This is a genomic window from Streptococcus sp. 79 (assembly GCF_013277425.1).
GTDB lineage: Bacteria > Bacillota > Bacilli > Lactobacillales > Streptococcaceae > Streptococcus > Streptococcus pseudopneumoniae.
The window spans coordinates 54643-81339 of the sequence record NZ_VMMW01000001.1 but is presented as its reverse complement, the minus strand read 5'-3'; the positions used below and the strand labels follow the sequence as shown (position 1 = coordinate 81339).

27 protein-coding genes and 2 other annotated features are annotated in these 26697 nt (G+C 36.4%); of the genes, 1 reads left to right on the top strand and 26 read right to left on the bottom strand.

Translation table 11 applies throughout. The features are described from left to right. Positions 1–3: 3 nt before the first annotated feature. From HT729_RS00430 to HT729_RS00410, 5 genes are all read right to left on the bottom strand, one after another. Positions 4–1620, bottom strand: a complete 1617-nt coding sequence (locus tag HT729_RS00430) for an ABC transporter substrate-binding protein (RefSeq protein WP_000669749.1) — start codon at positions 1618–1620, stop codon at positions 4–6. Positions 1621–1647: 27 nt separating this feature from the next. After that, positions 1648–2538 (bottom strand): carbohydrate ABC transporter permease, encoded by an 891-nt coding sequence (locus HT729_RS00425; RefSeq protein ID WP_050306002.1) that lies wholly within the window; start codon positions 2536–2538, stop codon positions 1648–1650. A 10-nt stretch (positions 2539–2548) separates the two neighbouring features. Continuing rightward, entirely contained in the window at positions 2549–3466 is a 918-nt protein-coding gene (locus tag HT729_RS00420) for a sugar ABC transporter permease (protein WP_079252887.1), read from the bottom strand. Between the two features lie 154 nt (positions 3467–3620). Continuing rightward, positions 3621–4622 carry a LacI family DNA-binding transcriptional regulator gene (locus tag HT729_RS00415; RefSeq protein WP_050207426.1) on the bottom strand — a complete coding sequence of 334 codons (1002 nt, stop codon included), beginning with the start codon at positions 4620–4622 and terminating at the stop codon, positions 3621–3623. A gap of 182 nt (positions 4623–4804) precedes the next feature. Beyond that, positions 4805–5260, bottom strand: coding sequence for a GNAT family N-acetyltransferase (locus HT729_RS00410; protein WP_050975800.1), 456 nt, complete (start codon positions 5258–5260; stop codon positions 4805–4807). A 69-nt stretch (positions 5261–5329) separates the two neighbouring features. On the opposite strand from HT729_RS00410, the gene HT729_RS00405 reads away from it, so the two are divergent. Beyond that, positions 5330–5989: an A24 family peptidase gene (locus HT729_RS00405; protein ID WP_172931551.1), complete on the top strand. Its 660-nt coding sequence runs from the start codon at positions 5330–5332 to the stop codon at positions 5987–5989. On the opposite strand, the gene trpA is transcribed toward HT729_RS00405, so the two are convergent. From trpA to HT729_RS00300, 21 genes are all read right to left on the bottom strand, one after another. Beyond that, positions 5961–6737, bottom strand: a complete 777-nt coding sequence (gene trpA / locus HT729_RS00400; RefSeq protein ID WP_001127011.1) for a tryptophan synthase subunit alpha — start codon at positions 6735–6737, stop codon at positions 5961–5963. The two genes, HT729_RS00405 and trpA, sit on opposite strands and share 29 nt — an antisense overlap. Continuing rightward, positions 6730–7953 (bottom strand): tryptophan synthase subunit beta, encoded by a 1224-nt coding sequence (trpB, locus tag HT729_RS00395; RefSeq protein ID WP_172931550.1) that lies wholly within the window; start codon positions 7951–7953, stop codon positions 6730–6732. The genes trpA and trpB overlap by 8 nt, the downstream gene beginning before the upstream one ends. Next, the gene (locus tag HT729_RS00390) at positions 7931–8530 is read right to left on the bottom strand and encodes a phosphoribosylanthranilate isomerase (RefSeq protein ID WP_000169908.1); all 600 of its coding nucleotides are present in this window, start codon (positions 8528–8530) and stop codon (positions 7931–7933) included. The genes trpB and HT729_RS00390 overlap by 23 nt, the downstream gene beginning before the upstream one ends. Continuing rightward, complete coding sequence (gene trpC / locus HT729_RS00385) at positions 8517–9284, bottom strand: indole-3-glycerol phosphate synthase TrpC (protein ID WP_000076540.1); 768 nt, start codon at positions 9282–9284, stop codon at positions 8517–8519. The genes HT729_RS00390 and trpC overlap by 14 nt, the downstream gene beginning before the upstream one ends. Then, positions 9281–10285: an anthranilate phosphoribosyltransferase gene (trpD, locus tag HT729_RS00380; protein ID WP_050207425.1), complete on the bottom strand. Its 1005-nt coding sequence runs from the start codon at positions 10283–10285 to the stop codon at positions 9281–9283. Before trpD ends, trpC begins: the two co-directional genes overlap by 4 nt. Before the next feature lie 10 nt (positions 10286–10295). Next, positions 10296–10862: an aminodeoxychorismate/anthranilate synthase component II gene (locus HT729_RS00375; protein WP_000601921.1), complete on the bottom strand. Its 567-nt coding sequence runs from the start codon at positions 10860–10862 to the stop codon at positions 10296–10298. After that, the gene (gene trpE, locus HT729_RS00370) at positions 10859–12220 is read right to left on the bottom strand and encodes an anthranilate synthase component I (RefSeq protein WP_172929914.1); all 1362 of its coding nucleotides are present in this window, start codon (positions 12218–12220) and stop codon (positions 10859–10861) included. Before trpE ends, HT729_RS00375 begins: the two co-directional genes overlap by 4 nt. A 71-nt stretch (positions 12221–12291) precedes the next feature. After that, positions 12292–12523 (bottom strand) — a binding site (T-box leader). A gap of 68 nt (positions 12524–12591) precedes the next feature. Continuing rightward, a complete protein-coding gene (locus tag HT729_RS11835; RefSeq protein WP_000693079.1) occupies positions 12592–12798 on the bottom strand; it encodes a hypothetical protein in 207 nt (68 codons plus the stop codon). 166 nt (positions 12799–12964) lie between these two features. Next, positions 12965–13195: a binding site (T-box leader), on the bottom strand. Between the two features lie 217 nt (positions 13196–13412). Beyond that, a complete protein-coding gene (locus tag HT729_RS00360; RefSeq protein WP_000789951.1) occupies positions 13413–14414 on the bottom strand; it encodes a LacI family DNA-binding transcriptional regulator in 1002 nt (333 codons plus the stop codon). Between the two features lie 107 nt (positions 14415–14521). Next, positions 14522–14890 carry a hypothetical protein gene (locus HT729_RS00355; protein WP_000656297.1) on the bottom strand — a complete coding sequence of 123 codons (369 nt, stop codon included), beginning with the start codon at positions 14888–14890 and terminating at the stop codon, positions 14522–14524. A gap of 95 nt (positions 14891–14985) precedes the next feature. Beyond that, complete coding sequence (locus HT729_RS00350; protein ID WP_000127549.1) at positions 14986–15696, bottom strand: MgtC/SapB family protein; 711 nt, start codon at positions 15694–15696, stop codon at positions 14986–14988. A gap of 2 nt (positions 15697–15698) precedes the next feature. Then, positions 15699–17390 (bottom strand): iron ABC transporter permease, encoded by a 1692-nt coding sequence (locus tag HT729_RS00345; RefSeq protein WP_001216169.1) that lies wholly within the window; start codon positions 17388–17390, stop codon positions 15699–15701. 11 nt (positions 17391–17401) lie between these two features. Beyond that, entirely contained in the window at positions 17402–18412 is a 1011-nt protein-coding gene (locus HT729_RS00340) for an ABC transporter ATP-binding protein (RefSeq protein ID WP_137999534.1), read from the bottom strand. Between the two features lie 103 nt (positions 18413–18515). Then, positions 18516–19583, bottom strand: a complete 1068-nt coding sequence (locus tag HT729_RS00335; protein WP_023941553.1) for an extracellular solute-binding protein — start codon at positions 19581–19583, stop codon at positions 18516–18518. Positions 19584–19607: 24 nt separating this feature from the next. Next, positions 19608–20267 carry a DUF1868 domain-containing protein gene (locus tag HT729_RS00330; RefSeq protein WP_023941554.1) on the bottom strand — a complete coding sequence of 220 codons (660 nt, stop codon included), beginning with the start codon at positions 20265–20267 and terminating at the stop codon, positions 19608–19610. A gap of 180 nt (positions 20268–20447) precedes the next feature. After that, the gene (gene galE, locus HT729_RS00325) at positions 20448–21458 is read right to left on the bottom strand and encodes a UDP-glucose 4-epimerase GalE (RefSeq protein WP_000996557.1); all 1011 of its coding nucleotides are present in this window, start codon (positions 21456–21458) and stop codon (positions 20448–20450) included. A 12-nt stretch (positions 21459–21470) separates the two neighbouring features. Continuing rightward, positions 21471–22946: a UDP-glucose--hexose-1-phosphate uridylyltransferase gene (gene galT, locus HT729_RS00320; protein ID WP_172931549.1), complete on the bottom strand. Its 1476-nt coding sequence runs from the start codon at positions 22944–22946 to the stop codon at positions 21471–21473. Between the two features lie 12 nt (positions 22947–22958). Further along, entirely contained in the window at positions 22959–23600 is a 642-nt protein-coding gene (locus tag HT729_RS00315) for a phosphate uptake regulator PhoU (RefSeq protein ID WP_000945329.1), read from the bottom strand. Positions 23601–23657: 57 nt separating this feature from the next. Continuing rightward, positions 23658–24041, bottom strand: coding sequence for a hypothetical protein (locus HT729_RS11830; protein WP_001812628.1), 384 nt, complete (start codon positions 24039–24041; stop codon positions 23658–23660). 17 nt (positions 24042–24058) lie between these two features. Further along, entirely contained in the window at positions 24059–24403 is a 345-nt protein-coding gene (locus tag HT729_RS00305; RefSeq protein ID WP_050492292.1) for a hypothetical protein, read from the bottom strand. After that, the gene (locus HT729_RS00300) at positions 24387–26465 is read right to left on the bottom strand and encodes a glycosyl hydrolase family 28-related protein (protein WP_172931548.1); all 2079 of its coding nucleotides are present in this window, start codon (positions 26463–26465) and stop codon (positions 24387–24389) included. Before HT729_RS00300 ends, HT729_RS00305 begins: the two co-directional genes overlap by 17 nt. Between the last annotated feature and the right edge of the window lie 232 nt (positions 26466–26697).

The window sequence follows — 26697 nt, the reverse complement described above, 5'->3', positions numbered from 1 at the left end:
CCTCTAGTTTTTGTTTGCTTGGTATTGGTCGTAGTATTTTTGTTTAATAGCGAGGTAATCAGAAAGTCCGTATTTTTCAAGTTCTTTCTTGTAATCATCCCACTCAGTATCAATATTGCCATTTACAATCCATTCAGCACGTTTACGGTAGATATAGTCATTCATATCTGCTTCGATATGGGCAATTTTGTCCAAATCTTCCTGTGTCATAAAGACTCTTGGATAGTTATTGTCATTGCTCATGTAAGGAACATAATATTCTTTGATAAGATCCAAACGCCATTTGGCATCATCAGGCATGGTTGTTACTTTACCATAGTATGAATCTAGGATAGCTAGTGGTCCTCCTACTTCAGTCTTTTGACGAAGTTCTGCTGGTGCAGTTCCGTTTAGTGGTAAGTGTTTTAGACTATTTGACGCTTGATCCAATTCAAAGATGTTTTGTTGTTTGTCATCTCCGTAAGTTCCCCAGTTATTTTGCACAGATTGGAGTGGAGCGTATTGTGCATCAATCCATTTAGCTGTCAATTCTAGGTTTTTGTTTACACTAGTAATAACCATCTTGTCACGCGCAAATCCCATACCGTTTGTACGAGCTACGTGTTTTTGACCACTTGGCCCAGCAAGTACTGGTAAAACATCATAACTTTCGTTACTTCCAGTAACATTATTCTTATCCCATGTAAAGTAAACACCAAATTTCTGATCATGACCTTTAGCAATGTAACTATTCCAATCATGTTCGAAAGCTTCTTTATCAATCAAGCCTTTTTCTTGCAATTGACGGATAAATTTGACACCTTCTTTATAGTTATCGTTATCTGCTGTGAAGTCAACTTTGCCATCATTTCCTACTACTAAATGATCATCGTTATCCCCTATACCAAATGCAGCAAATAGGAATTTAAAATCTTCGTTTCCGTTACCACTAATAAATGTAAATGGAATTTCATCAGCCTCTCCATTTCCATTTGGATCCCCGTTTTTGAAAGCTTCTAGGACTTTAATCAGATCATCAGTAGTTTTTGGCATTTCAAGACCAAGTTTCTTAAGCCAATCTTTGTTAATCCAAGCCATATCGTTGACGCTGTGAATAGACTCTTTACCATCTCCAAGCTCTTCAATCCATGGGAATGAGTAAATGTGCCCATCAGGTGCTGTCATCAAGGCCTTGTACTCTGGTTTCTCATCCAAAATTTTCTTAAGATTTGGCATGTATTTATCAATCAAATCTTCAACTGGAATAATAACACCTTTTTTAGCCCAGTTCATCAAGTCCACATCTGAAGCTCCGTCGTTGTGGATAGCATCTGGTAAATCACCACTAGAAATATCCAAGTTACGTTTTTCTGCAAAGTCGGATTGGTAGTTGGTCCAGTCAATATGAACGCCAGTTTCCTTCTCCAAACGTTGCAAAATTAACTTTTCATTTGGGTCTTTAGGAGATAACGGTGAACTGGCTGTCATAAACTTCAATGTTTTCTTTTCTTGAAGCGGGAATGTTACACCTTCCAACTTATAATCTGGACTTGAAGCTGTATTTTTTGAGCCACAGGCTGCAAGTACTGCTAAACTAGCTGTCAACAAAACTGCTGATTTTGAGAATGTTTTGAATTTCATGAGAAATCTCCTTTTATTTTTTCTTTTTTATCCTTTAAGTGAACCAGCCATAATTCCTTTATCAAAGTATTTTTGGAAGAATGGATACATAACAATCAATGGCAAGCTGGAAATGACAATAGTTGCGTATTTAATCAATTCAGCTAAACGTTTCATTTCATTCATAGCCGCTTGTGCTCCAATCATGTCTTGACCTGGTTGGCTCTGAATGAGAATTTTACGAAGTACAAGTTGCAATGGTTCCAAGTTTGGATCCTTGATATAAATCATTGCATCAAAGTATGAGTTCCACTGTCCTACAAAAGCATAGAGGAAGAGAACAAACATAATTGGTTTTGCAAGAGGAAGCATGATTTTGAAGAAAATCTGTAAATCATTTGCACCATCAATGACAGCAGCTTCAACTAACTCTTCAGGCAATCCTTGGAAATAGGCCCTAGCAAGAATAATATTCCAAACATTGACAGCACCGGGAACGATGATAGCCCATGGAGTATTAAGCATGCCCAAATCTTTTACTAGTAAGTAAGTTGGAACTAAACCACCACCAAAGAACATGGTTACAATCAAGAAATAATTAATCCAACGACGTCCAACCAAGTCTTTCTTAGAAAGAGGATAAGCTGTAAACACAGATAGCAAGACTGTTAAAGCCGCAAAGCCAAAAGAGTATAGTAGAGAATTGATAAAACCTCTTAGAATAGATTGGTCACTGAATACACGCTGGTAACCTTCTACCGTCCAATCGGCTGGATTAAAGCTAATCCCTCTACTAACCAGAACCTTAGGATCCATAAAGGATGCTACGACGATATAAAGTAAAGGAAGCAAAGTCATCAAAACGATAAAGACAATAATGATTTTATTTAAGAGTAAGATACGTCTATCAAATTTTGTATCCATAATCGAATTTTTCATACTTTCCTCCTTAAATTCCTTCACCATTATTCATGCGTTTAACGATTTGGTTAACTGCAACAAGCAATACTACGTTAATCACTGCATTAAACAAACCAACCGCTGTTGAGTAAGAATAGTCTCCTGATACAAGACCAACTTTATAGACATATGTAGAGATAATTTCAGAAGTTGGCAAGTTTAACGATGTCTGCATTAAGAATGCTTTTTCATAACCGACATTCATAATTCCACCTGCAGCTAAAACAAATTGGATAACCATAATAGGCTTAAGAGCTGGAATATCAATGTGCCAGATTCGTTGAAAGATATTGGCTCCATCCAGTCGGGATGCTTCTACTAAAGCTGGATCTACATTTACTAATGTTGCTGTGTAGAGCGTTGAAGCCCAGCCCATTCCTTGCCAGATACCACTAAAGATGTATAAAGGTCTAAAGAAGTCTGGATTTGTCAAGAAGTCAGCCTTCATTCCAAACATAGAGAGAAAATTGTTAATTGGTCCTCCCACTGAAAAGAAAAGGAAAATCATACCAACGATAACAACGACTGAGATAAAGTTTGGTGCGTATAAAATGAGCTGAATTCGTTTTTTGACCTTTTCACTCAAGAGTTGATTGAGCATAATAGCAAGAATGATTGGTGGTAAAAAGCCAAGCAATAAACCATAGATACTTAATTTTAAAGTATTGGCTAACAAGATACCAAAGTTGGGAGAGGATATGAATTTTGTAAACTCAGAAAAACCAATCCAATCACTCCCTAAAATTCCTTTTAAGGGATTATAATCTTTAAATGCGATTAAAACCCCATACATAGGGATGTATTTAAAGATAAAGGTTAAAACTAAACCAGGGACAGTCATCAATAACAAGAGTTTTTGTTTCTTGATTCTTTCCCAAAGAGAAACTTGCTTCGCTTTGCTATTCATAGCAACCTCCTTTTTTTGAAACGTTTCATTTTTGCTTGGAAAAGATAGCGCTTGGCGCTGTCTATTTATTTTGTTTTTGAAACGTTTCATTTTTGTTTTAAAAAAATAAATCTTTTTTTATCTGAATTCATTCTAACATTGTTAGCGTTTTCTGTCAAGACTTATTTTCATTTTTTGTTGTTTTTCCTTCAACAAATTTCACTGGTAGGATTGTCTGCAAATTAACAGTCTTTCCATCAATAATATCAAACAAAATCCGAACCGCTTCTTTTGCCATTTCTTCCAATGGTTGTTCAATAGTTGAAAGTAGATAATCTCTATCTCCAGCCATTTTAATTCCATCGTATCCAATAATTTGGACATCATGAGGAATACGTTTACCATTTTTTTCTAGTATATCAATAACATCTAAAGCTGCAAAGTCGTTAATTGTAAAAATTCCATCTATAGAATGATTGTCTTCCAAGAAACTCTCTAGCTTTCCATGATAGTCAGTAACTGTCTCATCCAAATCAAAAATACTAAGAGGTATTTTATGCTCTTGGACATACTTTTCAAAGGAAATTCTACGACGTTTGGTTTCATTAATGGTTGTATTATGTCCGCCCACAAAGGCTAAATGCTGACATCCTTTACTAATTAATTGTTTAGCTGCTTCTCTTCCACCTGCATCATTATCTGATGAAACACAAGGAATGGCAATATCTGAGTATGTACGGTCAATACTGACAAATGGAATTCCTGACGACAGGTAATGTTCAATTGGACTATAGGTAATAGCAACCACTCCATCAACTTTATTATGACGCAACATCTCCAGATAGTCTTGCTCTCGATTTGTACCATTTATAGAACATAAGAGTAATTTATTATTCCTCTTATAGACTTCATTTTCCACATGCATAGCAAATTCTGAAAAGAAGGGATGCCAGATACTTGGTACAATGATTGCAATCGTTTCTGTTCGATTTTTTTTCATTCCTCTAGCGTAGTAATCTGGAATGTAATTCAAAGTTTTAATCGCTTGCTCCACTTTTTTCAAGGTTACTTCTTTAATGCCTTTTTCTTTATTAATCACACGTGAAACTGTTCCAACACTAACTCCTGCTTCTAAAGCAACATCTTTCATGGTAATTGATTTTCTTTGTTCTACCATCTTATCACCTCCTTTCAATATATAGTATCATGCAAACGCTTTTTAAGCAACTATTTCTCAATCATTTTTCTCCAGATCATTTTTACCATCATGGATAAAATCACTCCAATCGACTTTTGATACCCCCTTCAATATTCATGTATAGACATCTACATAAAACAGGAAAAGCCTTTGTTTGCTTCCTATCTCCCCTTTTTCATGATGTATTTTCGTACGGGTGCTTCAACCATTTGAACGATTTCAAATCCTTCTTTTTGGTAAAGATTGTAAGCTGTTTGATTTGCTTCGAAGACATTTAGAGAAATACTATCTATGTCTCCATTTTCAAAGGCCAAACTAACAAATTTCCTGAAAGCCTGGCTACCTAAGCCTTGTCCCTGTTTCTGGGGGTTGATAAAAAATCTTCCAATATGAAGATTACTGTCTTCTAGTCTGATTTTCTGGATTAGCCCGACAAACTCTTGTCCATCAAAGATTGAAAAGATTCCTTCCAAATCTTGCAAGACTTGAATTGTCAAGGGAAAAGAAATCATTGGTCCCATCCATTGTTCTTGAAAGGATTTGCCAAGGGAGTTGGACCATTGGCATACGAGCTGAGCGTTTTCTGGGCTCACCTTTTCTTCAAAACGAATTGTCATCTTTTCCTCCCCATCTTATCTATGTTTCTCCATTATACTACTTCTCCCATTTTTTACGAATAGATAAGTATGATTGATTTTTATTTTTTTCTTGTCGGGAGCATTCTCGCTTCCTTTCTTGGTTTGGTCATTGACCGTTTTCCAGAGCAATCCATTATCCAACCTGCTAGTCACTGCGATTCCTGTCATACTCCCTTGCGTCCCTTAGATTTGATTCCAATCCTGTCGCAGGTTTTCAATCACTTTCGCTGTCGCTACTGCAAGACTCCTTATCCTGTCTGGTATGCCCTTTTGGAACTAGGCTTAGGTGTCATCTTTCTGGCTTGGTCTTGGGAATTGCTTTCCTTGGAGCAAGTCGTCCTAATCACCGCTGGTTTGACCTTGGGCATCTACGACTTTCGCCATCAGGAATATCCCTTACTGGTCTGGATTGTCTTTCATCTGCTTCTAATGTCCTGCTCTGGCTGGAATCTAGTCATGGTCTTCTTCCTTGTCCTTGGAATTTTAGCTCATTTTATCGATATCCGCATGGGCGCAGGGGATTTTCTCTTTTTGGCTTCTTGCGCTCTCGTCTTTAGTGCGACAGAATTACTCATCTTGATTCAGTTTGCTTCTGCAACAGGAATTCTAGCCTTTCTCCTGCAAAAGAAAAAGGAAAGACTTCCTTTCGTGCCTTTCCTCTTACTTGCTACTTGTTTGATTATTTTTGGTAAGCTACTGCTTGTCTGATAAAATCCTGAATCGGCTCTCCTTGGTGGAGAGCTTTTACTATTTTCGAACCGACGATAACACCATCTGACACCGCATTGAAGCGTTCCAGATCGGCTTGACTAGATACACCAAAACCTGTCAAGACTGGGATGTCGGCCACTTGATGAAGTTGCGCCAAGTGCTTGTCCAAATCTGCACGGTAATTGCCTGATTTCCCTGTCACCCCATTGATGGCAACGGCATAGACGAATCCCTCCGCGCCTTCAATCAACTCTTTCTGGCGCTCAATTCCTGTGGTCAAGCTTACTAAAGGAATCAAGGCGATATCTGTATCTGCCAAAAATGGTTCTACAAAGTTGGCATGTTCATGAGGTAAGTCTGGGATAATCAAGCCCTTCACAGCTGTATCAGCCAGATCTTTGACAAAGTTCTCCACACCGTACTGAAAGAGGGGGTTGAAGTAGGTCATGATGACCAGTGGAATCTCTGTTTCAATGGTTTTCAAGGTTTCAACTAAAGCCTGGGTAGAGGTCCCGTGGGCTAAACTGCGCAAGCCAGCTTCTTCGATAACAGGTCCATCTGCAACAGGGTCTGAAAAGGGAATACCCACTTCAATTGCAGAGACACCCAAATCTTCTAGAAAGTGGATTGTTTCTCCTAGTCCATCCAAACCTTTCTCGTGGTCTCCAGCCATGATATAGGGAACAAAAATTCCTTTTCCAGCTGCTTTTATAGCATTTAATTTTTCTGTTAGTGTCTTAGGCATGAGCTTCTCCCTTCTTTGCTGCATCTGCTTCCAAGCGGTCTTTGACTTGAACCACATCCTTGTCCCCACGACCTGATAGGCAGACAATCATAGACTTTTCTGGTCCAAGTTCTTTGGCCAATTTCACCGCAAAAGCGATAGCATGGCTAGATTCCAAGGCTGGGATAATCCCTTCCACACGAGACAAGAGTTGGAATCCTTCCAAGGCTTCTTCGTCTGTCACAGGGACATAGCTGGCACGTTTAATATCGTGGTAGTGAGAATGCTCTGGACCGATACCAGGATAGTCCAAACCTGCTGAGATAGAGAAGGCTTCAAGAATTTGACCATGGGCATCTTGGAGCACATCCATGAGGGAACCGTGAAGGACACCTGGACGACCCTTGGTCAAGGTAGCTGCGTGGTGCTCTGTATCCACACCAAGTCCAGCCGCTTCAGCTCCATACATAGCTACAGACTCATCTTCTACAAAGGGATGGAAGAGCCCAATAGCATTAGATCCACCACCAACACAGGCTACTAGGGCATCGGGCAGATTTTGACCTGTCATATCGCGATACTGTTGTTTAGCTTCGCGACCGATGACACTTTGGAAGTCACGAACGATTTCTGGAAATGGATGAGGCCCCAAGGCAGAACCAAGGATATAGTGGGTATCGTCGATATTAGCCACCCATGAACGAAGGGCTGCATTGACCGCATCCTTGAGCACGCGCGAACCATCTGTTACAGCCTCGACCTTGGCTCCCAAAAGCTCCATGCGGAAGACATTGAGGGCTTGGCGTTTGACATCTTCCTCACCCATGTAGATGGTACATTCCATGTTAAAGAGGGCCGCAGCAGTTGCAGTTGCCACACCGTGCTGACCAGCACCCGTTTCTGCGATAATTTTCTTTTTACCCATGCGTTTGGCAAGCCAAACTTGTCCTAAGGCATTGTTAATCTTGTGGGCTCCTGTATGGTTAAGGTCTTCCCGTTTGAGATAAATCTTGGCTCCGCCGATATGCTGGGTCAAGTTTTTTGCGTAATAAAGAGGAGTTTCACGTCCTACGTACTGGCGCAAAAGCTGGTTTAATTCCTCTTGGAAACTTGGGTCTGCCTGACTTTCACGGTAGGCCTTCTCCAACTCCAAAACTGCTGTCATCAATATTTCTGGGACAAAACGTCCGCCGAATTTTCCGTAAAATCCATCTTTATTTGGTTCCTGATATGCCATGCTTTACCCTCTCTATAAATCTTCTAATCTTTTCATGATCTTTTTGTCCATCTGTCTCCACTCCGCTTGATACATCTACTGCATAGGGAGTAAAGTGTTGAATTGCTTTTACTACATTGTCTTCATTAAGCCCACCTGCGATAAAGAAAGACTGAGTTAATCCAGTCGTATCCAGTTGAGCCCAGTCAAAGGTCTGGCCACTTCCTGCCACAGGGGCATCAAAGAGTAGATAATCTGCCTGAGAATTGGGGACATGCCCATTTCCATCTACCTGCACAGCCTGAATACTGGCACAAGGCAAATTCTCAAATAAATCATCTGCCACCTGACCGTGAACTTGAACCAAGTCCAAGCCAACTTTGTCAATCGCTTCTAGCAGTTCTGCCCGACTTGGTGAAACAAATACACCAACCTTTTTCACATCCGCAGGAATAAGCTTTGCCAGCACAGCTGCCTCTTCTAAAGTCACCTGTCTTTTACTAGGTGCAAAGACAAAACCGATATAATCGGCTCCTGCTGAAACGGCTGTTTCCACCGCTTCTTTGGTCGATAGTCCACAAATTTTAACCTTTGTCAATCTGCAACTCCTTGGTTCTCTGGGCTACATCTTCTGCCTGCATGAGAGCTGTCCCTACTAAAATTCCGTTAAAGTATGGCGCTAGTCGTTCCGCATCCTGCCCTGTGAAAATAGCAGATTCAGAAATGTAATAACGTCCTTCCTTAAAGTGTTGGGACAAGTCTACACTGGTCTGCAAGTCGACTTCAAAGGTAGTCAAATTGCGATTATTGACCCCGATAATCTGGGCACCAAGTCTGTGAGCCACTTCTAGTTCAGCTAGATTGTGGGTTTCCACTAAGACTTCCAGACCAAGTTCCGTCGCGTAGTCATAAAGTTCCTTAAGACGTTCTTCTGACAAGGCTGCCACAATGAGCAAGATGACTGTCGCACCTGCATTGCGAGCGCGGATGATTTGCTTTTCATCGATGATAAAGTCCTTGTTGAGCGTCGGAATGTTTACCTGACTGGAAATCTCCCTTAGATAATCCAAATGACCTTTAAAGAAAACCTCATCTGTCAAAACAGAAATCATCACTGCACCATTTGCTTCATAAGTCTGGGCCTGTTGCACAATATCCACATCGAGATTGATATCTCCCAAACTAGGGCTAGCTTTCTTGACCTCAGCGATTACCTGCAAGCGGTCCTGATGATTCTTCAAAAATTCTGCCAAGCGATAGGTCTGGCGCAGAGGCTGGATTTGCTCCAGCTTCATCTGCTCCACCTCACGCGCCTTCTGCTCTAAGATTCGTGCTAAAAATTCCTGACTCATTTTTGGTACTCCTGTAACAGTCTGAGTTTTTCAAGGGCCTTGCCTCTAGCAATCACTTGACGGGCCAAGGCAACTCCTTCCTTGATGCTATCAATCTTACCATTAGCATAGAAACCAAGACCAGCATTCAAGACTGTCGTTTCCAAGAATGGACTTGCTTCGTTTTTCAGAACGCTGAGCAAAATTTCTGCATTTTCCTGAGCATTCCCACCACGAATATCTTCCATAGCATAGCCTTCCATTCCCAAATCCTCTGGAGTAAAGCTTGACAAGCTGATTTCGCCATTTTCAAGAAGTGCAATCTTGGTTGTTCCGTTCAAGCCAGCTTCATCCAACCCTTCTGGTCCAGCAACCACGATGGCACGTTTGCGACCCATATTTTTCAAAACCTGAGCTGTACTTTCTAGGAGTTCTGGACGACTAATTCCAAGAAGCTGTGTTTCTAAAGCCATTGGATGAATCAGTGGACCAGTCAAATTCATAATCGTTGGAATTCCCAATTCCAAACGAGCTGGCATGATGTATTTCATAGCTGGGTGCATATTTTTAGCGAAGAGAAAGACGATTCCAGTTTTATCAAAGACCTTACCTAGTTCAGCTGGTTTGAGGTCAAGATTGATTCCCAAGGCTTCGAGGACATCTGCGGAGCCAGATTTAGAAGAAATCGAGCGGTTACCATGCTTGGCCATGTGAATACCGCCACCAGCCAAGACAAAGGCTGCAGTTGTGGAAATATTAAAACTGAAAGACTTGTCCCCACCTGTACCACAGTTGTCCATGGCATCATGAATCTCAGTTGGAATATGCTGGGCATGTCCTCTCATGACTTGGGCAATGGCTGTGCGTTCTTCAGGTGTTTCCCCCTTCATCTTAAGAGCTAAGAGGAGAGAAGCAATCTGCGCTTCAGTTACACGCCCAGTTACGATACGCTCAATGACATCCATCATTTCCACACCTGATAAATTTTCAAATTTTGCTAGTTTTTCAATAATCTCTTTCATCCTAGTTTCCTCACTTTACAACCTTCTCGATAAAATTCCGAATAGAAGACAAGCCGTCTGGCGTTCCAATGCTCTCTGGATGGTACTGGAAGCCATAAATCGGTAGGTTTTTATGTTGAATCCCCATGATGGCTTGGTCATCAGTCGAACGAGCTGTCACTTCAAAGTCTTCTGGCATTTCCTCAATCAAAATACTGTGATAACGCATGACCGCACGGCCATCCTCAATACCTTGATACAAAACAGATGGCGCTTCAAAGTTGATATTGCTCTGTTTCCCATGCATGACTTTTGGAGCCAAACCTAGCTTACCACCAAAGACTTCTGCAATGGCTTGGTGACCCAAACAAATCCCTAGAATCGGCTTCTTGCCTGCAAAATCACAAATCATGTCTTCCATCTTTCCAGCATCAACTGGCCAACCAGGACCAGGAGAAAAGACCAGACCATCTGCTTTTTCAGCTTCTTCATACAGCTTGGAATCATCATTTCTCAGAACCTGAACTTCTGCAAAATTCCCAATGTATTGGGCCAAGTTATAGGTAAAAGAATCATAGTTGTCAATCAATAAAATCATGGTCTTAGTTCTCCAATTCTAGTCATAGATTTTGCTTTGTTAATGGTTTCTTGGTATTCGTTTTGGGCGATAGAGTCGTAGACAATCCCTGCCCCAGCCTGCACATAGGCTCTTTGATTTTTGAGAATCATGGTTCGGATGGCAATGGCCAAATCCATATCACCCGTCGCAGACAAGTAGCCGATTGCTCCCGCGTATACGCCCCGTTTTTCTGTTTCCAGTTCATAGATGCGTCTCATAGCTCGAATCTTTGGTGCTCCAGAAACTGTTCCAGCAGGAAGTGTTGATTTCAAGGCATCCATAGCAGTGAGTTCTGGAAGCAAACGTCCCTTGACCACGCTGGTCAAATGCATAACATAGCGGAAGAGCTCCACCTTCATATACTTAGTAACTTGGACACTGGCCGTTTCAGAGATGCGGCCAATATCGTTACGCCCCAAGTCTACCAACATTCGATGTTCTGCTGTTTCCTTCTCATCAGAGAGGAGGTCAGTCGCCAAGGTCTTGTCTTCTTCATCCGTAGCCCCTCTTGGTCGCGTCCCTGCAATCGGATTGGTTGTCACGATGCCATTTTTGACAGAAACTAAACTTTCTGGACTAGCTCCGATGATTTGATAATCCCCAAAATCATAGAAATAAAGGTAATTAGATGGATTGGTCACGCGGAGATTTCTGTAGAAGTCAAATGGATTTCCAGTCACCTCTGCTGAGAAGCGTTGACTAAGTACACATTGGAACATATCGCCATTACGAATCAAGTCACGAGCTATTTCCACCATTTCCTCAAACTTCTGAGGAGCAATATGGGGGTTGAAGTCTAACGGAGATAGATCCAAGTCTTCAAATTCATTTGGAGCAGGAATGCGTAATTCCTCAAGCACTTGGTTCAAGGCTTCTTCCAAGTTTTCTTGACTGCGCTCACTATAGAGAGCATCCTCTATGACATGGATTTTTTCCTTCTTGTGGTCAAAGACCATGTAACTCTCATAAACAAAGAAATGCATGTCTGGCGTCCCAATTGTATCTTGAGGGATTTGACCAATTTCTTCATAAAGCGAAATCATATCGTAACCAACAAAACCAATTGCCCCACCACCAAAAGGTAGATCTGAATGGTGCTGGCTCTTATGAGTCACTTCATAAAGGAAATCCAAGGAATCCCGATCAATCACTTGACCATTTTGATAAAGAACTCCATTTTCAAACTTAATCTCAAAAACTGGATTATAGGCTAAGATAGAAAAACGAGCTGTTTCCTTGTCTCTCGGAATACTCTCTAAGATAACCTTGTGTTGCCCCTTTAGGCGCATATAAGCCAAGATTGGCGATAAGACATCTCCATGAATGATTCGTTCCATTGTAATTTCCCTTTCAGTTCTACTTCTAGTCCGTGGTGACTGTATGAAAAATCCCCACGCAAAATAACTTGCGTGAGGACGAAATTCGCGGTGCCACCTCAATTATAGGATTTCTCCTATCTCTCATTCCTGTCTCAGATATCTCCTGTAACAGGCTGTGCGATAAAGGGCACTCCCTTGAGAATGATGTTTTCTTCTCTCGTTTCAGATGGACCCAACCTTACAGTTTTCTCTGCTTGTTTTCAGCAACCACAAGCTCTCTGTGAGAGAAAAGACTGTAATTTTTCCATCTATTATTTTTTAGCTTCTAGTAATCTGCAATCGCAGCTAGGTCCTTGCCTCCACGACCAGAGACATTGATGAAGAGATGTTCATCTCGGTACACCTTTATACTCTTCGAAAATCTCTTCAAACCGCGTCAACGTCGCCTTGCCGTAGGTATGGTTACTGACTTCGTCAGTTCTATCTGCAACCTCAAAACAGTGTTTTGAGCTGACTTCGTCAGTTCTATCCACAACCTCAAAACAGTGTTTTGAGCAACCTGCGGCTAGTTTCCTAGTTTGCTCTTTGATTTTCATTGAGTATTACTAGCTTTTTTCGTATTAGTCCAGCCTTTTTGTTTGCTTTTAGTAGTAGGCAAGGAGCTGTAGATAAAACTCAAGTTCATCAAAGCGACTTAAGGCCCTAATAAAAGATAAACAAAATGACGGATAGAAAAAAGCCCACACACGGAATCTACTTCCATGTGAGGGCGTTGGTAACGCGGTGCCACCTCAATTGTAAAGGAACTATCTCCTTTACATCTCTGCCTTGTCTAACAACAAGCTGCACTGTAAGGTGTGCGCACCGAATTTTCATTGTTTCAAATTCATTTTTTAAATCAGCCCACTTTCACTACTTCCAACCACCTATTCACAATCACCACAGGCTCCCTGAAGATCAAAAATAGTTACTTTTCTGATTTGTTGAACTTATTTTAATACTTTGTTTTTTCTTTGTCAAGACTTTTTTACGATTTTTTTGAAAATATCATTCGAATGTGACCATGTCTTCCTTAGATCGAACATGAACATGAACATGTCCCACTTGTTAGAAATTGGATCCAACTCAATAGAAACTGAATGGAGGCTAAACAGAACTTATTTTAGAACACTCCATCTTTTCCACTAGGATTTTCAAGAATTAAACAATACTAGAAACTCTGTCTCCTAACAAATTTAGGAGAAACTTCAACAGATGTGACACTTTCCCCTTTAATAATTGCTAAAACACCTTCTATCATTTCTTTAGCCAATTTAACATAATTGGGAGCAATTGTAGACAAAGCTGGAGTATAATACTGAGAAATAGGAATATTATCAAATCCAATGATAGAAATATCATCTGGAATAAGAATTCCTTTCTCATAGCACGCACGAATCAAGCCCTGAACCTTTTCATCTCCTGAAACAAAAATAATGTCCGGATCATTTTGGGTAGTCAAGTGCTGCATTGCATAAGAATAAACTGAATCAATTGTAGATAAGCCATAAATGACTTTTAAATCCATAAAGTAATTTTTATCATTCAGAAAAGAACGCACACCTCTTTCACGATCCTTATTAACATGAGATTCTCCTCCCATAAGCAACCACATATTTTTAAATTTTTCTTCAGTTACAGCTTTCATCATATCATAAGTAGCTTGAAAATTATTATTAGATACATAGACTACTCCAGACGTTTGAGATTCACCGAAAACAAGAAAAGGCATATGGTTCTTCTTTAAATACTGAATTCTGATATCATCTACACTTTCATAAAAAACAATAACACCATCTACTAGGCTACCTGTGCTTGATATAATTGAATTACTAATTGTATCCTCCTCTCCAAAGTACTCAACTATAGCATTAACACCATACTCTTTACAAGTTTGTAAAACTTTATCTAATAAAGTTTGAAACCAAATTAAAGGAAAAGAGTCGATTTTTTTTACAGAAATCAATATATTTATAGCTTCTTTTTTAGTTAAATTTTTTGCATACGCATTTGGAATATACGACAATTCCTCTATAACTTTTTGAATCGCTTGATAAGTTTCTTCTTTAACATTTACTCCACCATTAATAACTCGTGAAACTGTTTTTGGAGAAAAACCTGATAAACGTGCAATGTCATAAATAGTTACTTTTTTCCCATTTATATTTTTCATTTCAGTCCTCCATTACGAACATTCTAATATTACTATACAATATTTAATTTTTTTTAACAAGAGAATTTAGTAAATTATTTAAGATCCACAAATTCACAAAATTAATTTTACAAATATTCTTCCCCTTCAAAAAAGTTTAAATTGCATTTCACACCTTTATTTTTAAGAATGTTTCCAACTTCACGACAAATAAATTCATATGAGAAAAAACTACCATAAAATTGTAGATTAACTTTTTCAGTAAAATGTGTAGGATTTATAAAAAAATATAATAGCCTGTCAATGTAACATTTTAACATAGAGTTAATTTTTTCTTTAAAGATAACATTTGTTATCAACTCATCAGGAGATAAATGAAAGGCAAACACCATTTCATAAATATCATAAAAAGAAATAAATTTGTATACTTGTATCAAACAATTATTATCAAAATATTCTATTTTACCTAAATCAAAATTGATTTTATAATCTTTCATAAAAACCTCTGAGCAAAAATCTACTCAAAAATTAGATGATTAAAACATCTAAAAAACAAAAGGACAAAAACATCTGTCCCTTTGTTTACTAAATTTCAGCTAATTTCTTCGACATAAATAACACCTACAATATTAGCAATTTCTTCCATCAAACGAAGATGTTCAAATCTACCTGATAATTCCAGAGTAATAAATGACGCTATTTTTTTGTCTGGAACATCAAAGTATTCAATTCTGTCAGAATTAACATCTCCAAACGCTGTTCTTGAATCGGTCATTCTGATACCATTTTCTGCACAATAAACCAATACACGATTATAGGCTTCTGTAGATTTAACCACTATATACAATTCAATCATTTTAGAACGATTTCGTAGATATTTTTTTAGTGGTTGGAACATGGATATCACACCCCAAACAGAAATGGCTACTAAAAGAGCTCCCTCATAAAAACCTACTCCAATAGCTAATCCAATTCCTGCCGAAGCCCAAATGCCTGCTGCAGTTGTTAAACCAGTTATTTTCTTTTTATCTGTAATAAGTATTGTTCCAGCCCCAAGAAAACCAACACCTGATATAACCTGCGCACCTAAGCGTGTAGGATCTCCTGTACCAAATTTATAAGATACGTATTCATTCGTCATCATAATTAAACATGCAGCCAGACAAACAATACTATGTGTACGAATACCTGCTGGTTGAGATTTACTTCCTCTCTCTAAACCAATTACACCACCAATAACTACTGATAAAACAATCCTGACAACTATTTCAATATGTGATAACCCAAGACTAGTGGCTGTCATGATTATTTCCTTACTTTACGCCCCGGTCTTTGTGTGAAGTATAATACAGTTCCAGAAACAATCATCAGAACAATTGTATAAACAAATACCAGAGCTTGTGCATTAGATGTTGCTGTTTCATCACCTGCAGATCGAATCGTAATACCTAATGGTTGAGCTAGGGGATGGTAAAGGAATACAGATAAGTCGAAGTCAGTTAATAAAGAGTTAAAGTTTAAAGCAATAACAGAGAGAACAACCGGTAAAATAAATGGAATGATAACCTTCATCATAGTATAAAAAGGTGAAGCACCCATACTTCTTGCTGCATCTTCCATCTCATCATCAACACTAAATAAAATAGCACGTACCATTCTATAAGAAAATGGGATTTTTACAACTATATATGCAATAAGTAGAATTACCAAACCACCTACCAAAATCTGATTCAAGACAAGAAATTGTGGCTGATTAAAAGTAAATAATAAACTTACTGCTAAAAGTGTACTTGGTAGTAACCAAGGAAGTAGAGCACCATATTCAAATAAGAAATCAAAACGAGATTTATGTTTTCTGACAACACGAGCAAATACAACTGCGAGAATTGTTGCTGTTGTCGCAGCAATAATAGAATAAATAAAGCTGACCAAGAATGGAGAGAATGCCGCACTATTACTAAAGAATAAGCGATAATTTTCTAAAGTAAAGTTTGATAATGTTAAGTTACCTGTTTGAATTGCAACTGGATCTGTAAATGAGTATAATACTATAAAAATTAGTGGAAGCATGAAAACTGTGAACAATCCATATGCTACAATGTGAGCAATGATATTCCAAGGCTTAGACGCAATTTTTTGTTTTTTAAGAGGCGCTTTAGTCTTAGAGATAGAAATATAATTTCCACCTTTTTCTATCTTATTCATGATAGTAAGCAAAATTGTAGTTGCAATACCTAAAATAATTGCAAGTAAGGCAGCTAAATCACGAGAATTCCCCATCCCTGCAAATGTAATAATCATTGGATTTATAGTTTGAAATTCTTTACCACCAACAATCATGGGTGCTGCTACTGCAGATAAACCACTAAGAAAAACCATAATAGTAAGTGCAAATAGAGTTGGAATTAAGGTTGGTAACACTACTTTTCGGAAAACAGTAAATGGTTTTGCTCCCATATTTCGAGCAGCCTCAATAGTGTGATAGTCAACGCTTCGAATTGTATTTGTTAAAAACAATGTATGATTAGCCGTTCCTGAAAATGTCATAATGAATAAGACTGCACCATACCCAATAAACCAGTTAGGGTCTAAAGAAGGGATAATATTTTGTAAAAATTTTGTAATCAATCCATATGGACCATAGACAAATTTATATCCAGTCGCTAAAACCACTCCTCCATAAATTAAAGAAGTCATATAACCTAATTTTAAAATTTTAGCACCTTTAATATCAAAGTACTCTGTAAATAGAACACAAAGAATACCTACGATATTAACTGTAATAATGAGTGAAAATGCTAACTTAAAACTGTTCATAATACTCTGAAGTGCTCTCTGAGATTTTAGAACACGATGTACAGCATCAAGGGAAAATTCTCCTCCTTTTACAAATACATTCACTACTAGATCAAAGTTTGGATAAATAATAAATGTTACTAAGAACCAGATTAACCCTAAACGAATAAGCCAATCTTTTAAATTTAATTTATGACGCATACTGCACCTCCTTAAAATTGCAGAACGTCTGATGGAGTGATAAATAACTCCACACTTTCTCCGACAGATCTAATAGCAACCTGACTATCAATACTTGTTACATTAAGAATCTGACTTTCAGAAACTTTTATTGTATAGTGAATTGTAACTCCAGAAAACTCAACATCAATAATTGTCCCTTTTAGAATAAAATCTTGTTCAGTTTCACGATTGAATCGAACTTTCTCTAATCGAATGTATCCTTTTTTATCCTCTAAGAAAACGCTTGTATTTTTCAATAATACTTCGTGGACTGTTTCATCGGTCAAAACATTAATATCTCCAATAAAATCACATACAAATTCAGTTTGAGAATTATGATAAATTTCTACTGGTGTACCGACCTGTTCGATGTATCCATTGTTAAAGACTGCAATTCTATCAGATAAAGTCAAGGCTTCCTCTTGATCATGAGTAACATATAAAGTAGTAATACCTAACTCTTTTTGAAGTCTTTTCAACTCTTTTCTCAAATCTACACGTAATTTTGCGTCAAGGTTTGACAATGGTTCATCTAGACAAAGAATTTTAGGTTCAAGAACCAGAGCACGAGCCAATGCTACCCTTTGTTGTTGACCCCCAGATAATTCTGATACATTACGCTGTAACTGTTGATCAGAGATCTTAATTTTTGCTGCTACTGCTGATACTTTAGCTTTAATAACATCTGGAGCTACCTTCTTAACTTTTAAACCAAATGCAATATTATCAAAAACAGTCATAGTTGGAAATAGCGCATAAGATTGAAATACAATACCAATTCCACGCTTTTCAGGTTCCAAATGAGTGACATCTGTTCCATTAACTTCAATACTTCCTGATGATGGATTTAGAAAACCTACCAAAGCTCTCAAAGTAGTTGATTTACCACATCCTGAAGGCCCAAGAAAAGTAAAGAATTCCCCTTCATGTATATCTAAATTCAGATTATCAATTGCAACAAAATCACCATATTTAATTTGAATATTATCAAATTTAATCATCTCACTAACTCCCTCTATCACTAAAGCCAAAAGCCTCTCTTTATTTCTTCCATAAATTTAGAAATAATAGAGAGACTTGGACATAAAAAATAACTCTTATTTCTTATTTTACGTATTCTAATTCAGCTTTTTCTACCCATTCATCCAAATGCTTTCCAACAGCTTCCCAGTCAATATTTTGTGGTTTCACTTGATCAACAAATTTTTTCGTATCTTCAGGTAACTCTTTTAGGGCATCTTTATTGGCAGGAATAGATCCAAATTTTTTACTATATTCTACTTGAATTTCTGTTTGACCAAACCAATCAATAAATTCTTTAGCTAACGCTTGTTTTTTACTAGTGCTTAAAACCATAGTTTGTTCAGTTACAAATGGTACACCAATCTCAGGAGTCATAACTTTGAATTCAACATTTTGTTCTTTTTGTCCGATTAACGCTCCAGAACCCCAGATCATACCGTATTGAATTGGGCTTTCTTTATCTAACGCTTTAACAACTGAGCTTTCACCTTTTTGAAGAGTATAGGCATTTGCAAAGTATTCTTTTGCAACTTCCCAGCCCTTTTCCGATACTCCTAAATCACCTTTTTCATCAAGATAACGAACTAAGATACTTGCTAGAATTGCCCGTCCTGTACCACCTTGAAGACCATAAATTGAATATTTACCTTTATACTTACTACCTAATTCAGTCCAATCTTTAGGCATTTCTTTTACATCAGGCGCCCCAATTAAAACTAATGGTTGAACAATCACAGGATTATAATAATTATCTTTATCTGATAAAGATTGATCAATCTTATCTAACCATTTAGGCTTGTACTGTACTAGTAATTTTTGATCTCTAATTTTATTTGAATCAACAGCACCAATTCCAAATACCATATCTGCAACTGCATTATTCTTCTCAGCAATAACACGGTCTGCTAATTGAGCACCAGCGATATCAACCATTTTTATATTAAAACCAGCTTCTTTTGCTTTAGCAGTTAACCAATCACCACGACCATTTGAGACTGAGTTCGAATAGATTACTAATTCTTGACTTTTATCAGCTTTTTCTTCAGATGAAGAAGCAGTCGTAGAATTTGAACCTCCAGAGCAAGCAGCAAGTGTAGTAAGAGCAACTCCCGTTGCAAGTACAGTAGACCAAACTTTCATTTTTTTCATGATAAGTTCTCCTTTTTTATTATTTTATTTAAATTTTTCGTGATATGGAACAAATTGTCTCATATCTTCAAATACAGTATAGTCAATACGGTTTACAGTAATAGTTGAAATCTTCTCTAATAAAATTTCAGTTAATTCTGCTCTGACTTTAGTAAACTCTTCTTCCTCCTCTTCGGTTAGAGGAATCCGAAGATACCCAATTGAAATATGGAATTGATATCTATCATGATTAGGGAAACGAACACCTGCTTTTTCTGAGACATAAGTACGAATTTCTTCTAATCTCTTTGCAGAAGCTTCATCTGCAGGTTCAACTAGTATGTTTTGTTTTCCCATTTCAGTTATACGCATATGAATTTCTTCATCCAACAATGGAAAAATTTCAAGTTGTTTAGCAAAGTAATCATGTATTTCCTGTAAAGGTGTATCTAGAGGAAGATTACTGCTCCAAAACTCCGTTTCACGATTTTCATGGCACAACAATTCAATTACAGTCATGTGAATAGAATTCCTTGGAGTTAAAGTGAACTTATCGATAAATGGTAATTCTCTATAACGTGATTGAATAATATCAACAACTTCCATCAAATCTTGTTTAGTATAAAGATTTGCTACAACAGTATTTCCTGGAAAATGATTAAATTCCCCATTCTCTTTGAACTTAATTTTTGTTAAGTTTTTCATATAAAGACCTTCTTTTTTTATATTTGACATCGGTGTCATCATGTTTACATTATACAATGAAATCGTTTCCTTTGTCAAGCGCTGTCAAACATTTTTTTTAATTTATCTTTCATTAAATATACATTTCATTAAAAGGTTAAGTAATTTTTCCAAAATACAGCACTCATATAGACAGTATCATCAATTATAGCCATTGGGATTTTTTGATTGCCAATTCCATGTATCTCTACACATGTCTTCAATCGATTTTGTTGTTCTCCAATTTAATTCCTTATATGCTTTGTCTGCATTTGCATAACAAGTTGCAACGTCTCCTGAACGTCTTGGAACTATTTTATAAGGAATAGGGATCTTATTAACACTTTCAAATGTATTTACAAGTTGTAATACACTAGTGCCTTCTCCCGAGCCTAGGTTATAGATATAAACATCTGTTTTTTCAGATACTTTTTCTAAAGCTTTTATATGTCCTATTGCTAAATCTACTACATGGATATAATCACGCACACCAGTACCATCAAGCGTATCATAATCATTTCCGAACACACTTAGCTCTGACAGCTTACCTACCGCTACTTGTGCAATATAAGGCATCAAGTTGTTAGGAATTCCTGAGGGATCTTCCCCAATCAAACCAGACTCATGAGCACCAATTGGATTGAAATAACGAAGCAACGCAATACTCCATTCTGAATCTGCTACATGAACGTCTTTTAAAATTTGTTCAAGCATCACTTTGGTGTACCCATAAGGATTTGTCGCACTTGTTTGCATCGTCTCAATTAGAGGTGACTGATTGTTAATTCCATATACAGTCGCACTTGAAGAAAAGACAATCTTTTTAACATTAAATTCTGACATCACTTCAACAAGTGCCAATGTACTCATAATATTATTTTTGTAGTACATCACAGGCTTTTGCACGGATTCTCCGACAGCTTTATAACCTGCAAAATGAATTGCAGCATCAATCGATTCTTGTTCAAATACCTTTCTCAATGCTGGTTTATCACAAACATCTAATTCGTAAAACACAGGACGTATTCCTGTAATTGCTTCAATACGGTCTAGCACCAAGATGCTAGAATTCGAAAGGTTGTCGACAATGATAACTTCCTTTCCTAAATTTAGTAATTCTACTACGGTATGGCTACCAATATAACCAGCTCCGCCTGTTACCAATATTGCCATTTGGGTTTCCTCCTAATTAATTCCAACCGACTTAACAAATCTCATAAACGCTTCATGTCCAGATGAAGTATTCTTATAAACACCTGCATCTTCTAGGACTCTCGCAAATGCTTGTCCTACTTCGTGTTGAACTACGCTATTAACCTCTTCTTTTTTAATGTTAGGATATTTTTCTTTCAATTGGTCGGCCCATTCTAAATGATAATCCGCAATTGCGTTTTCCTCTCCTAAAAGATATTTTCCAACTTCTTCTAACTCTAGTTTCAAACGAGGTGGTAATATCGCAAGTCCCATCACTTCGATTAATCCGATATTTTCCTTTTTAATATGTTGTACATCTTGATGAGGATGGAAAACACCATCTGGGTATTGTTCAGTAGTATGATTATCTCTTAGAACAATATCTAATTCATATCTCCCGTCCACTTTACGAGCAATAGGAGTCACCGTATGGTGTGGGACATCTTCAGTCATAGCAATGATGTCTACTTCTAAATCTGAATATTCTCTCCACTTATTTAGAATTTTAGTAGCTAAATCTAACAAGCGATTTTTATTTTCACTTTGTAACCTAATTACTGACATTGGCCATTTTACAATACCAGCATTAATATCCTCAAAGTCTTTAAAACGAAATTCACTCTCAAATTTTGCTTTTTCCATTGGGAAAATATATTTCCCTCCCTGATAGTGGTTATGACTAAGAATGGAGCCTCCTGAGATAGGAAGATCAGAATTTGAACCAGCAAAATATCCTGGCAAAATATCAACAATCTCCAATAATTGTTCAAATGTTTTAGAGGTAATAGCCATTGGTACATGTTGACTATTCAAAAATATCGCATGCTCATTAAAGTATGAGTAGGGAGAATACTGGAATCCCCATACTTCGTCACCAAGTTTCAACCGAATAATTCTATGATTCGAACGTGCTGGATAATTTATTCGCCCCTGATATCCTTCATTTTCCATACATAGTAAACATTTGGGATAATTAGTTGCTTTTACTAATTTTTCAGCAGCAATTGTTTTTGGATCTTTTTCGGGTTTTGACAAATTTATCGTAATCTCTAGCTCTCCATATTTAGTTGATGCTCTAAACTCAATATTCTTAGCAATAGCAGAAGTTTTAATATAATCACTATCTTTACTTAACTTATAAAATTCTTCAACTGCTTCTTGAGGTGATATATCATATGAACTCCAAAAAATATCATTTAATCGACTAGGTAAAGGAACTATGAAATTCATTAACTCTGCTCCTAAACATTCCTTTTCCTCAATTAAATCTTTAATTTTACCGTTTTTTAAGGCGATTTCCACTAAGCAATCTTTTATTTGTTTCAGGTCATTTTCATCGGAAATACGATCAGTTCCCTCCTCACCTATTAACGCTAATACTCTATTTTTCACATATATTTTGTCAATTTCATTATACATTCCGTATTCAATTACTCTATCAACAAAATTATCAATAATTGTTTTCATATATTTTTCTTTCTAATTTATGTTCCCATATTTTCTATACATTATCCATTTATAAATTGCTTGCGTAGTATGAGCAATTTTATCAAGGTGATGAATAATATCTAAAGCACCAATTACTTCAGAAACATTCCCATCATCTTCAAATATGTAATTCATTATTTTCTTTTCAATATTTATACTAAGCTCTTCTATCTCATTCTGTTTTTGTATAACAACCATATCTAAACATCCAGATTGTTCCTCTCTATAACAAGATATAGCCCTATTCATATGCTGTCCGATAACTTCATGAAGTATTTTTATTTCTGAAATAATTTTCTTCAAATTTTCATTATTTTGAATAATCTGTAGATTTTTTAAAATTTCAACAATTCTATCCCCAATACGTTCAATGTCAGTTGATATTTTTATTACACTAATAATTCTTCTTAAGTCATATGAAACAGGATGTTGTAAACAAATTAACTCAAATCCTTTTTTATCAATATTTAGAACTGACTCATTTATGATTAAATCTTCTTTAATCAATTCTACTCGTTCTTCATTTGATAAATATTCAAATAACTTCTCGTATTTATCAAGCACAGATACCCAAATAGTCTCTAAATTATTTGATAATTCTATAATTTCATTTTCTAAATATAACCTTAACATTTAGGTACCTCTTCTTAACAAAGTTCAATAGTAACAATTAATATTTTAAACAATATATCAAACATCAATAACTAGAATACTTGCATCATCCTTCTTTCCATAGATTGGATCAATAGCAGAAGAATTAAATCTCATCTTAATTAACTCTTCAAAAGTCTTATTTTGATTATTTTGATAGAATTCATAAAAGCCATCGCTCATTAAAACAATTTGTTCACTAGTAACATCTATTTGATTAATAATAGCATGGTCTAAAAATCTCTCATCCAACGAACCTATCCAGTACCCACTCGGTTGATTAGATAATTTTCTGATTTTTTGTAAAATAATTTTTTTATTTAAAACACTATTTGTACCAATTGAATCTTTTATCTCATTTTTTCCTTTTTCAAATAAGTTATCTACTCTATGATCAGTTATTTCCATTTCGTTTACTAACATGACGCAGTCACCTAGCATCATATACTCCAACTTTTTTCTGAAAGTTTAGCAAATATAAAAGCAAATGTTGGTAAGCGATAATACTCTGTTAATTCATATGAGTTTAAACCGATTTCATCTTTAACCTCTAGTAAAGCAGTTTCAAATATTTGTTTAAGAGTTTTTGATTCTTTACAATTAACCGACAAACTTTCTGATAAAATATGTACAACTTCTGAGACTGAATAACCTATCTCCTCTTTAGAATTATATAAATCTGTAGCTCCATCGATAATCCAAAAATACTGATTTTGTGAACCTACAGTATCCTCATTTTCTACAGAACTTCCTTGTATCGAACAAATTTTATTTATCTTTACCATAATACTTCAACCCTTTTAGTGTCAAAAGTAAACCAATTCCTGTCACTGTTAAGAATAGTTCCATAATCTTGTTCGAACCAGTCTTTGGTAATTTTTGTTTTACATCTACTATTTCTTTAGATTTATTAATATGATTTTCAGTTTCTCTGCCATCTCCAACTATTTTATAGTTTACTTCTTCTGTCTTATTATCTTGTTTATTGTCGATCTTGTCATTCATTTGTCTATTATCTTTACTTGAGTTAAACTCTCCGTTCTTCTGGTTACTATCAATTACATTATTTGAATTAGATTGTTTTTCCTCTTTGTTTTTTTCTTTTTCGTTTTTATCACTTAAATTATTTGTTACAATTTTGTAAAGCCCATTCTCCGTTACAATATTGAAATTACCATCGCTATCACGTATAACAGGTTCTTTCTCATTTGCATTAGATTTGATGAATGATATATACTTACCGGATAAATTATAAAATTGGTTATTTAAAACGGTTATTTTACCCTTTGAATCCTCAATAACAATTCCTTCTTTACCACCGAATATACTATTCTCTGAGACTACTAAATTATCACTAACTCGTAATAATTCAATATTTGGTTGTTCTGTTTCCTTAGAATTATTATTAATTACATTTTTTGTTACAGTAATATCTGATACTTTTCCTAAATATTCTGCACTATCTTTTGCAACTCGTATCGCTTTTGTTTTAGGATCGGCAATATTAAATATATTTTCGGCGATAACCACCTGTTTATTTAAATCTAATAGGTCTTTAGTGTTTTTATAGCTATAAGCATTTACTAAAGCTGCTCCGCTTTCTCGATAATGTACACTCTCTCCTTTAACTTTCTTATCAAAGCGATTTCCTTTGATTAATACATCAGTGAATCCTGTAAAACGTACACCTGCATACATCATGTTATCAAAATGATTATTTAAAATTTTAATATTAGAGGGGTTCTGTGTCGACAATGTTTGATAGTGTGTGCCAATTGCTGTTACTAATTCCCCAGATTTATCACTTTTGCCAAAATAGGAATTTTGAATAGTCACATTTTCAGATTTTTTCCCATCATCATTCAAGGCATAAGGAAAACCTTTTCTAGTTAATGGTTCAATCTGAATGCTCTCCTTACTTATGATTTGCCCATCCTTCATCGTTTTGGGTAAGGCTTGCCCAAGAAAACGAGAATTATCAACTAATACATTTTTCGAACCTGCAATTTGAATAGCATGCCCTTGATAACTATCCTTGAATGTTACATTTTTTATAGTTACCTTATTTGAATTCCCAATAGCAAATGCACCTGAAGAATTTATAAGTGGTAGATTTTTTGCTTTAGTTCCTTCTTCATTCAAAGCACCGTTCATATCAATAGTACCACCAGAATAACTAATATCTTCTGTTGGGCCCCATTCTACTTGCGCACCATCATCCGTAAATAAACCTGTCATAAAAACAATAGAAGGGTGATTCTTAATATTTATACCATTTAGAATGGTAGCTTTCTCATTCAATTCTAAGTGTGTATGACTTTTTAAAAAAACAATTTCTTTTACTAAATAAGTTCCTTCCGGAAAATATACATTTCCTCCACCTAGCCCTTGAGCTGCAGCATCTATTGCATCTTGAATTGCTTGTCGATCATCATTAACCCCGTCACCTATTGCTCCATAATCTTTAACATTCAAAGCTACGTGTTCGTTCAGATTAGTACTTAAAATAGTATTCACTTCCATCCCAGAGATGTTACCCATCATAGTATCATTTGTTATATCAGGTTTATTTTGATTAATACTCACTCCTCCATTATTATCAGTACTTAAACTTGAATTGTTATCAAGACTGAGAGTATCAGAATGGGGTTGCGCAGATAATGATGTAGATGTGCTACTCAACAAAGAGTTCATTTGCATATTATCTTTAGACGAAGAAGTTTCACCAACTACTTCATTAGCTAAAACACTTTGTGTTCCAATAAATAAAACCGCTAAGAGAACTGAGCAAACTCCCACCTTAGACTTACGAATAGAGAAAACCTCATTTTGTTGAAAAGATTTCATATTAGCCTCCAATTAAAAATATTATGTCCTAATTTAATATTCATATAAATTCCATACCAGAAAATGACACCGCTGTCATTATCTTTATCATATATTTTCCAAATTGAATTGTCAAGGAATAACACAAGAAAATATTAAAATTTATACTCTTCGGAAATCTCTTCAAACTAGGTCAGTGCCGCCTTGCCCTAAGTCTAGGTTACTGACTTGGTCAGTTCTATAGTAGATTGAA

Excerpts from the sequence above, each read along its gene's own strand:
- HT729_RS00375 (WP_000601921.1), bottom strand. The coding sequence starts at position 10,862 with ATGATTTTATTGATTGACAACTATGATTCTTTTACCTATAACTTGGCC.
- trpE (WP_172929914.1), bottom strand. The coding sequence starts at position 12,220 with ATGGAACGAATCATTCATGGAGATGTCTTATCGCCAATCTTGGCTTAT.
- galT (WP_172931549.1), bottom strand. The coding sequence starts at position 22,946 with ATGAAAACAATTATTGATAATTTTGTTGATAGAGTAATTGAATACGGA.
- HT729_RS11835 (WP_000693079.1), bottom strand. The coding sequence starts at position 12,798 with ATGAAAATCAAAGAGCAAACTAGGAAACTAGCCGCAGGTTGCTCAAAA.
- HT729_RS00305 (WP_050492292.1), bottom strand. The coding sequence starts at position 24,403 with ATGGTAAAGATAAATAAAATTTGTTCGATACAAGGAAGTTCTGTAGAA.
- trpC (WP_000076540.1), bottom strand. The coding sequence starts at position 9,284 with ATGAGTCAGGAATTTTTAGCACGAATCTTAGAGCAGAAGGCGCGTGAG.
- trpB (WP_172931550.1), bottom strand. The coding sequence starts at position 7,953 with ATGGCATATCAGGAACCAAATAAAGATGGATTTTACGGAAAATTCGGC.
- HT729_RS11830 (WP_001812628.1), bottom strand. The coding sequence starts at position 24,041 with ATGTTAGTAAACGAAATGGAAATAACTGATCATAGAGTAGATAACTTA.
- HT729_RS00410 (WP_050975800.1), bottom strand. The coding sequence starts at position 5,260 with ATGACAATTCGTTTTGAAGAAAAGGTGAGCCCAGAAAACGCTCAGCTC.
- trpA (WP_001127011.1), bottom strand. The coding sequence starts at position 6,737 with ATGCCTAAGACACTAACAGAAAAATTAAATGCTATAAAAGCAGCTGGA.
- HT729_RS00430 (WP_000669749.1), bottom strand. The coding sequence starts at position 1,620 with ATGAAATTCAAAACATTCTCAAAATCAGCAGTTTTGTTGACAGCTAGT.
- HT729_RS00360 (WP_000789951.1), bottom strand. The coding sequence starts at position 14,414 with ATGAAAAATATAAATGGGAAAAAAGTAACTATTTATGACATTGCACGT.
- HT729_RS00425 (WP_050306002.1), bottom strand. The coding sequence starts at position 2,538 with ATGAAAAATTCGATTATGGATACAAAATTTGATAGACGTATCTTACTC.
- HT729_RS00315 (WP_000945329.1), bottom strand. The coding sequence starts at position 23,600 with ATGTTAAGGTTATATTTAGAAAATGAAATTATAGAATTATCAAATAAT.
- HT729_RS00420 (WP_079252887.1), bottom strand. The coding sequence starts at position 3,466 with ATGAATAGCAAAGCGAAGCAAGTTTCTCTTTGGGAAAGAATCAAGAAA.
- HT729_RS00330 (WP_023941554.1), bottom strand. The coding sequence starts at position 20,267 with ATGAAAAACTTAACAAAAATTAAGTTCAAAGAGAATGGGGAATTTAAT.
- HT729_RS00415 (WP_050207426.1), bottom strand. The coding sequence starts at position 4,622 with ATGGTAGAACAAAGAAAATCAATTACCATGAAAGATGTTGCTTTAGAA.
- galE (WP_000996557.1), bottom strand. The coding sequence starts at position 21,458 with ATGGCAATATTGGTAACAGGCGGAGCTGGTTATATTGGTAGCCATACC.
- HT729_RS00350 (WP_000127549.1), bottom strand. The coding sequence starts at position 15,696 with ATGACAGCCACTAGTCTTGGGTTATCACATATTGAAATAGTTGTCAGG.
- HT729_RS00405 (WP_172931551.1), top strand. The coding sequence starts at position 5,330 with ATGATTGATTTTTATTTTTTTCTTGTCGGGAGCATTCTCGCTTCCTTT.
- HT729_RS00340 (WP_137999534.1), bottom strand. The coding sequence starts at position 18,412 with ATGATTAAATTTGATAATATTCAAATTAAATATGGTGATTTTGTTGCA.
- trpD (WP_050207425.1), bottom strand. The coding sequence starts at position 10,285 with ATGAAAGAGATTATTGAAAAACTAGCAAAATTTGAAAATTTATCAGGT.
- HT729_RS00300 (WP_172931548.1), bottom strand. The coding sequence starts at position 26,465 with ATGAAATCTTTTCAACAAAATGAGGTTTTCTCTATTCGTAAGTCTAAG.
- HT729_RS00345 (WP_001216169.1), bottom strand. The coding sequence starts at position 17,390 with ATGCGTCATAAATTAAATTTAAAAGATTGGCTTATTCGTTTAGGGTTA.
- HT729_RS00335 (WP_023941553.1), bottom strand. The coding sequence starts at position 19,583 with ATGAAAAAAATGAAAGTTTGGTCTACTGTACTTGCAACGGGAGTTGCT.
- HT729_RS00355 (WP_000656297.1), bottom strand. The coding sequence starts at position 14,890 with ATGAAAGATTATAAAATCAATTTTGATTTAGGTAAAATAGAATATTTT.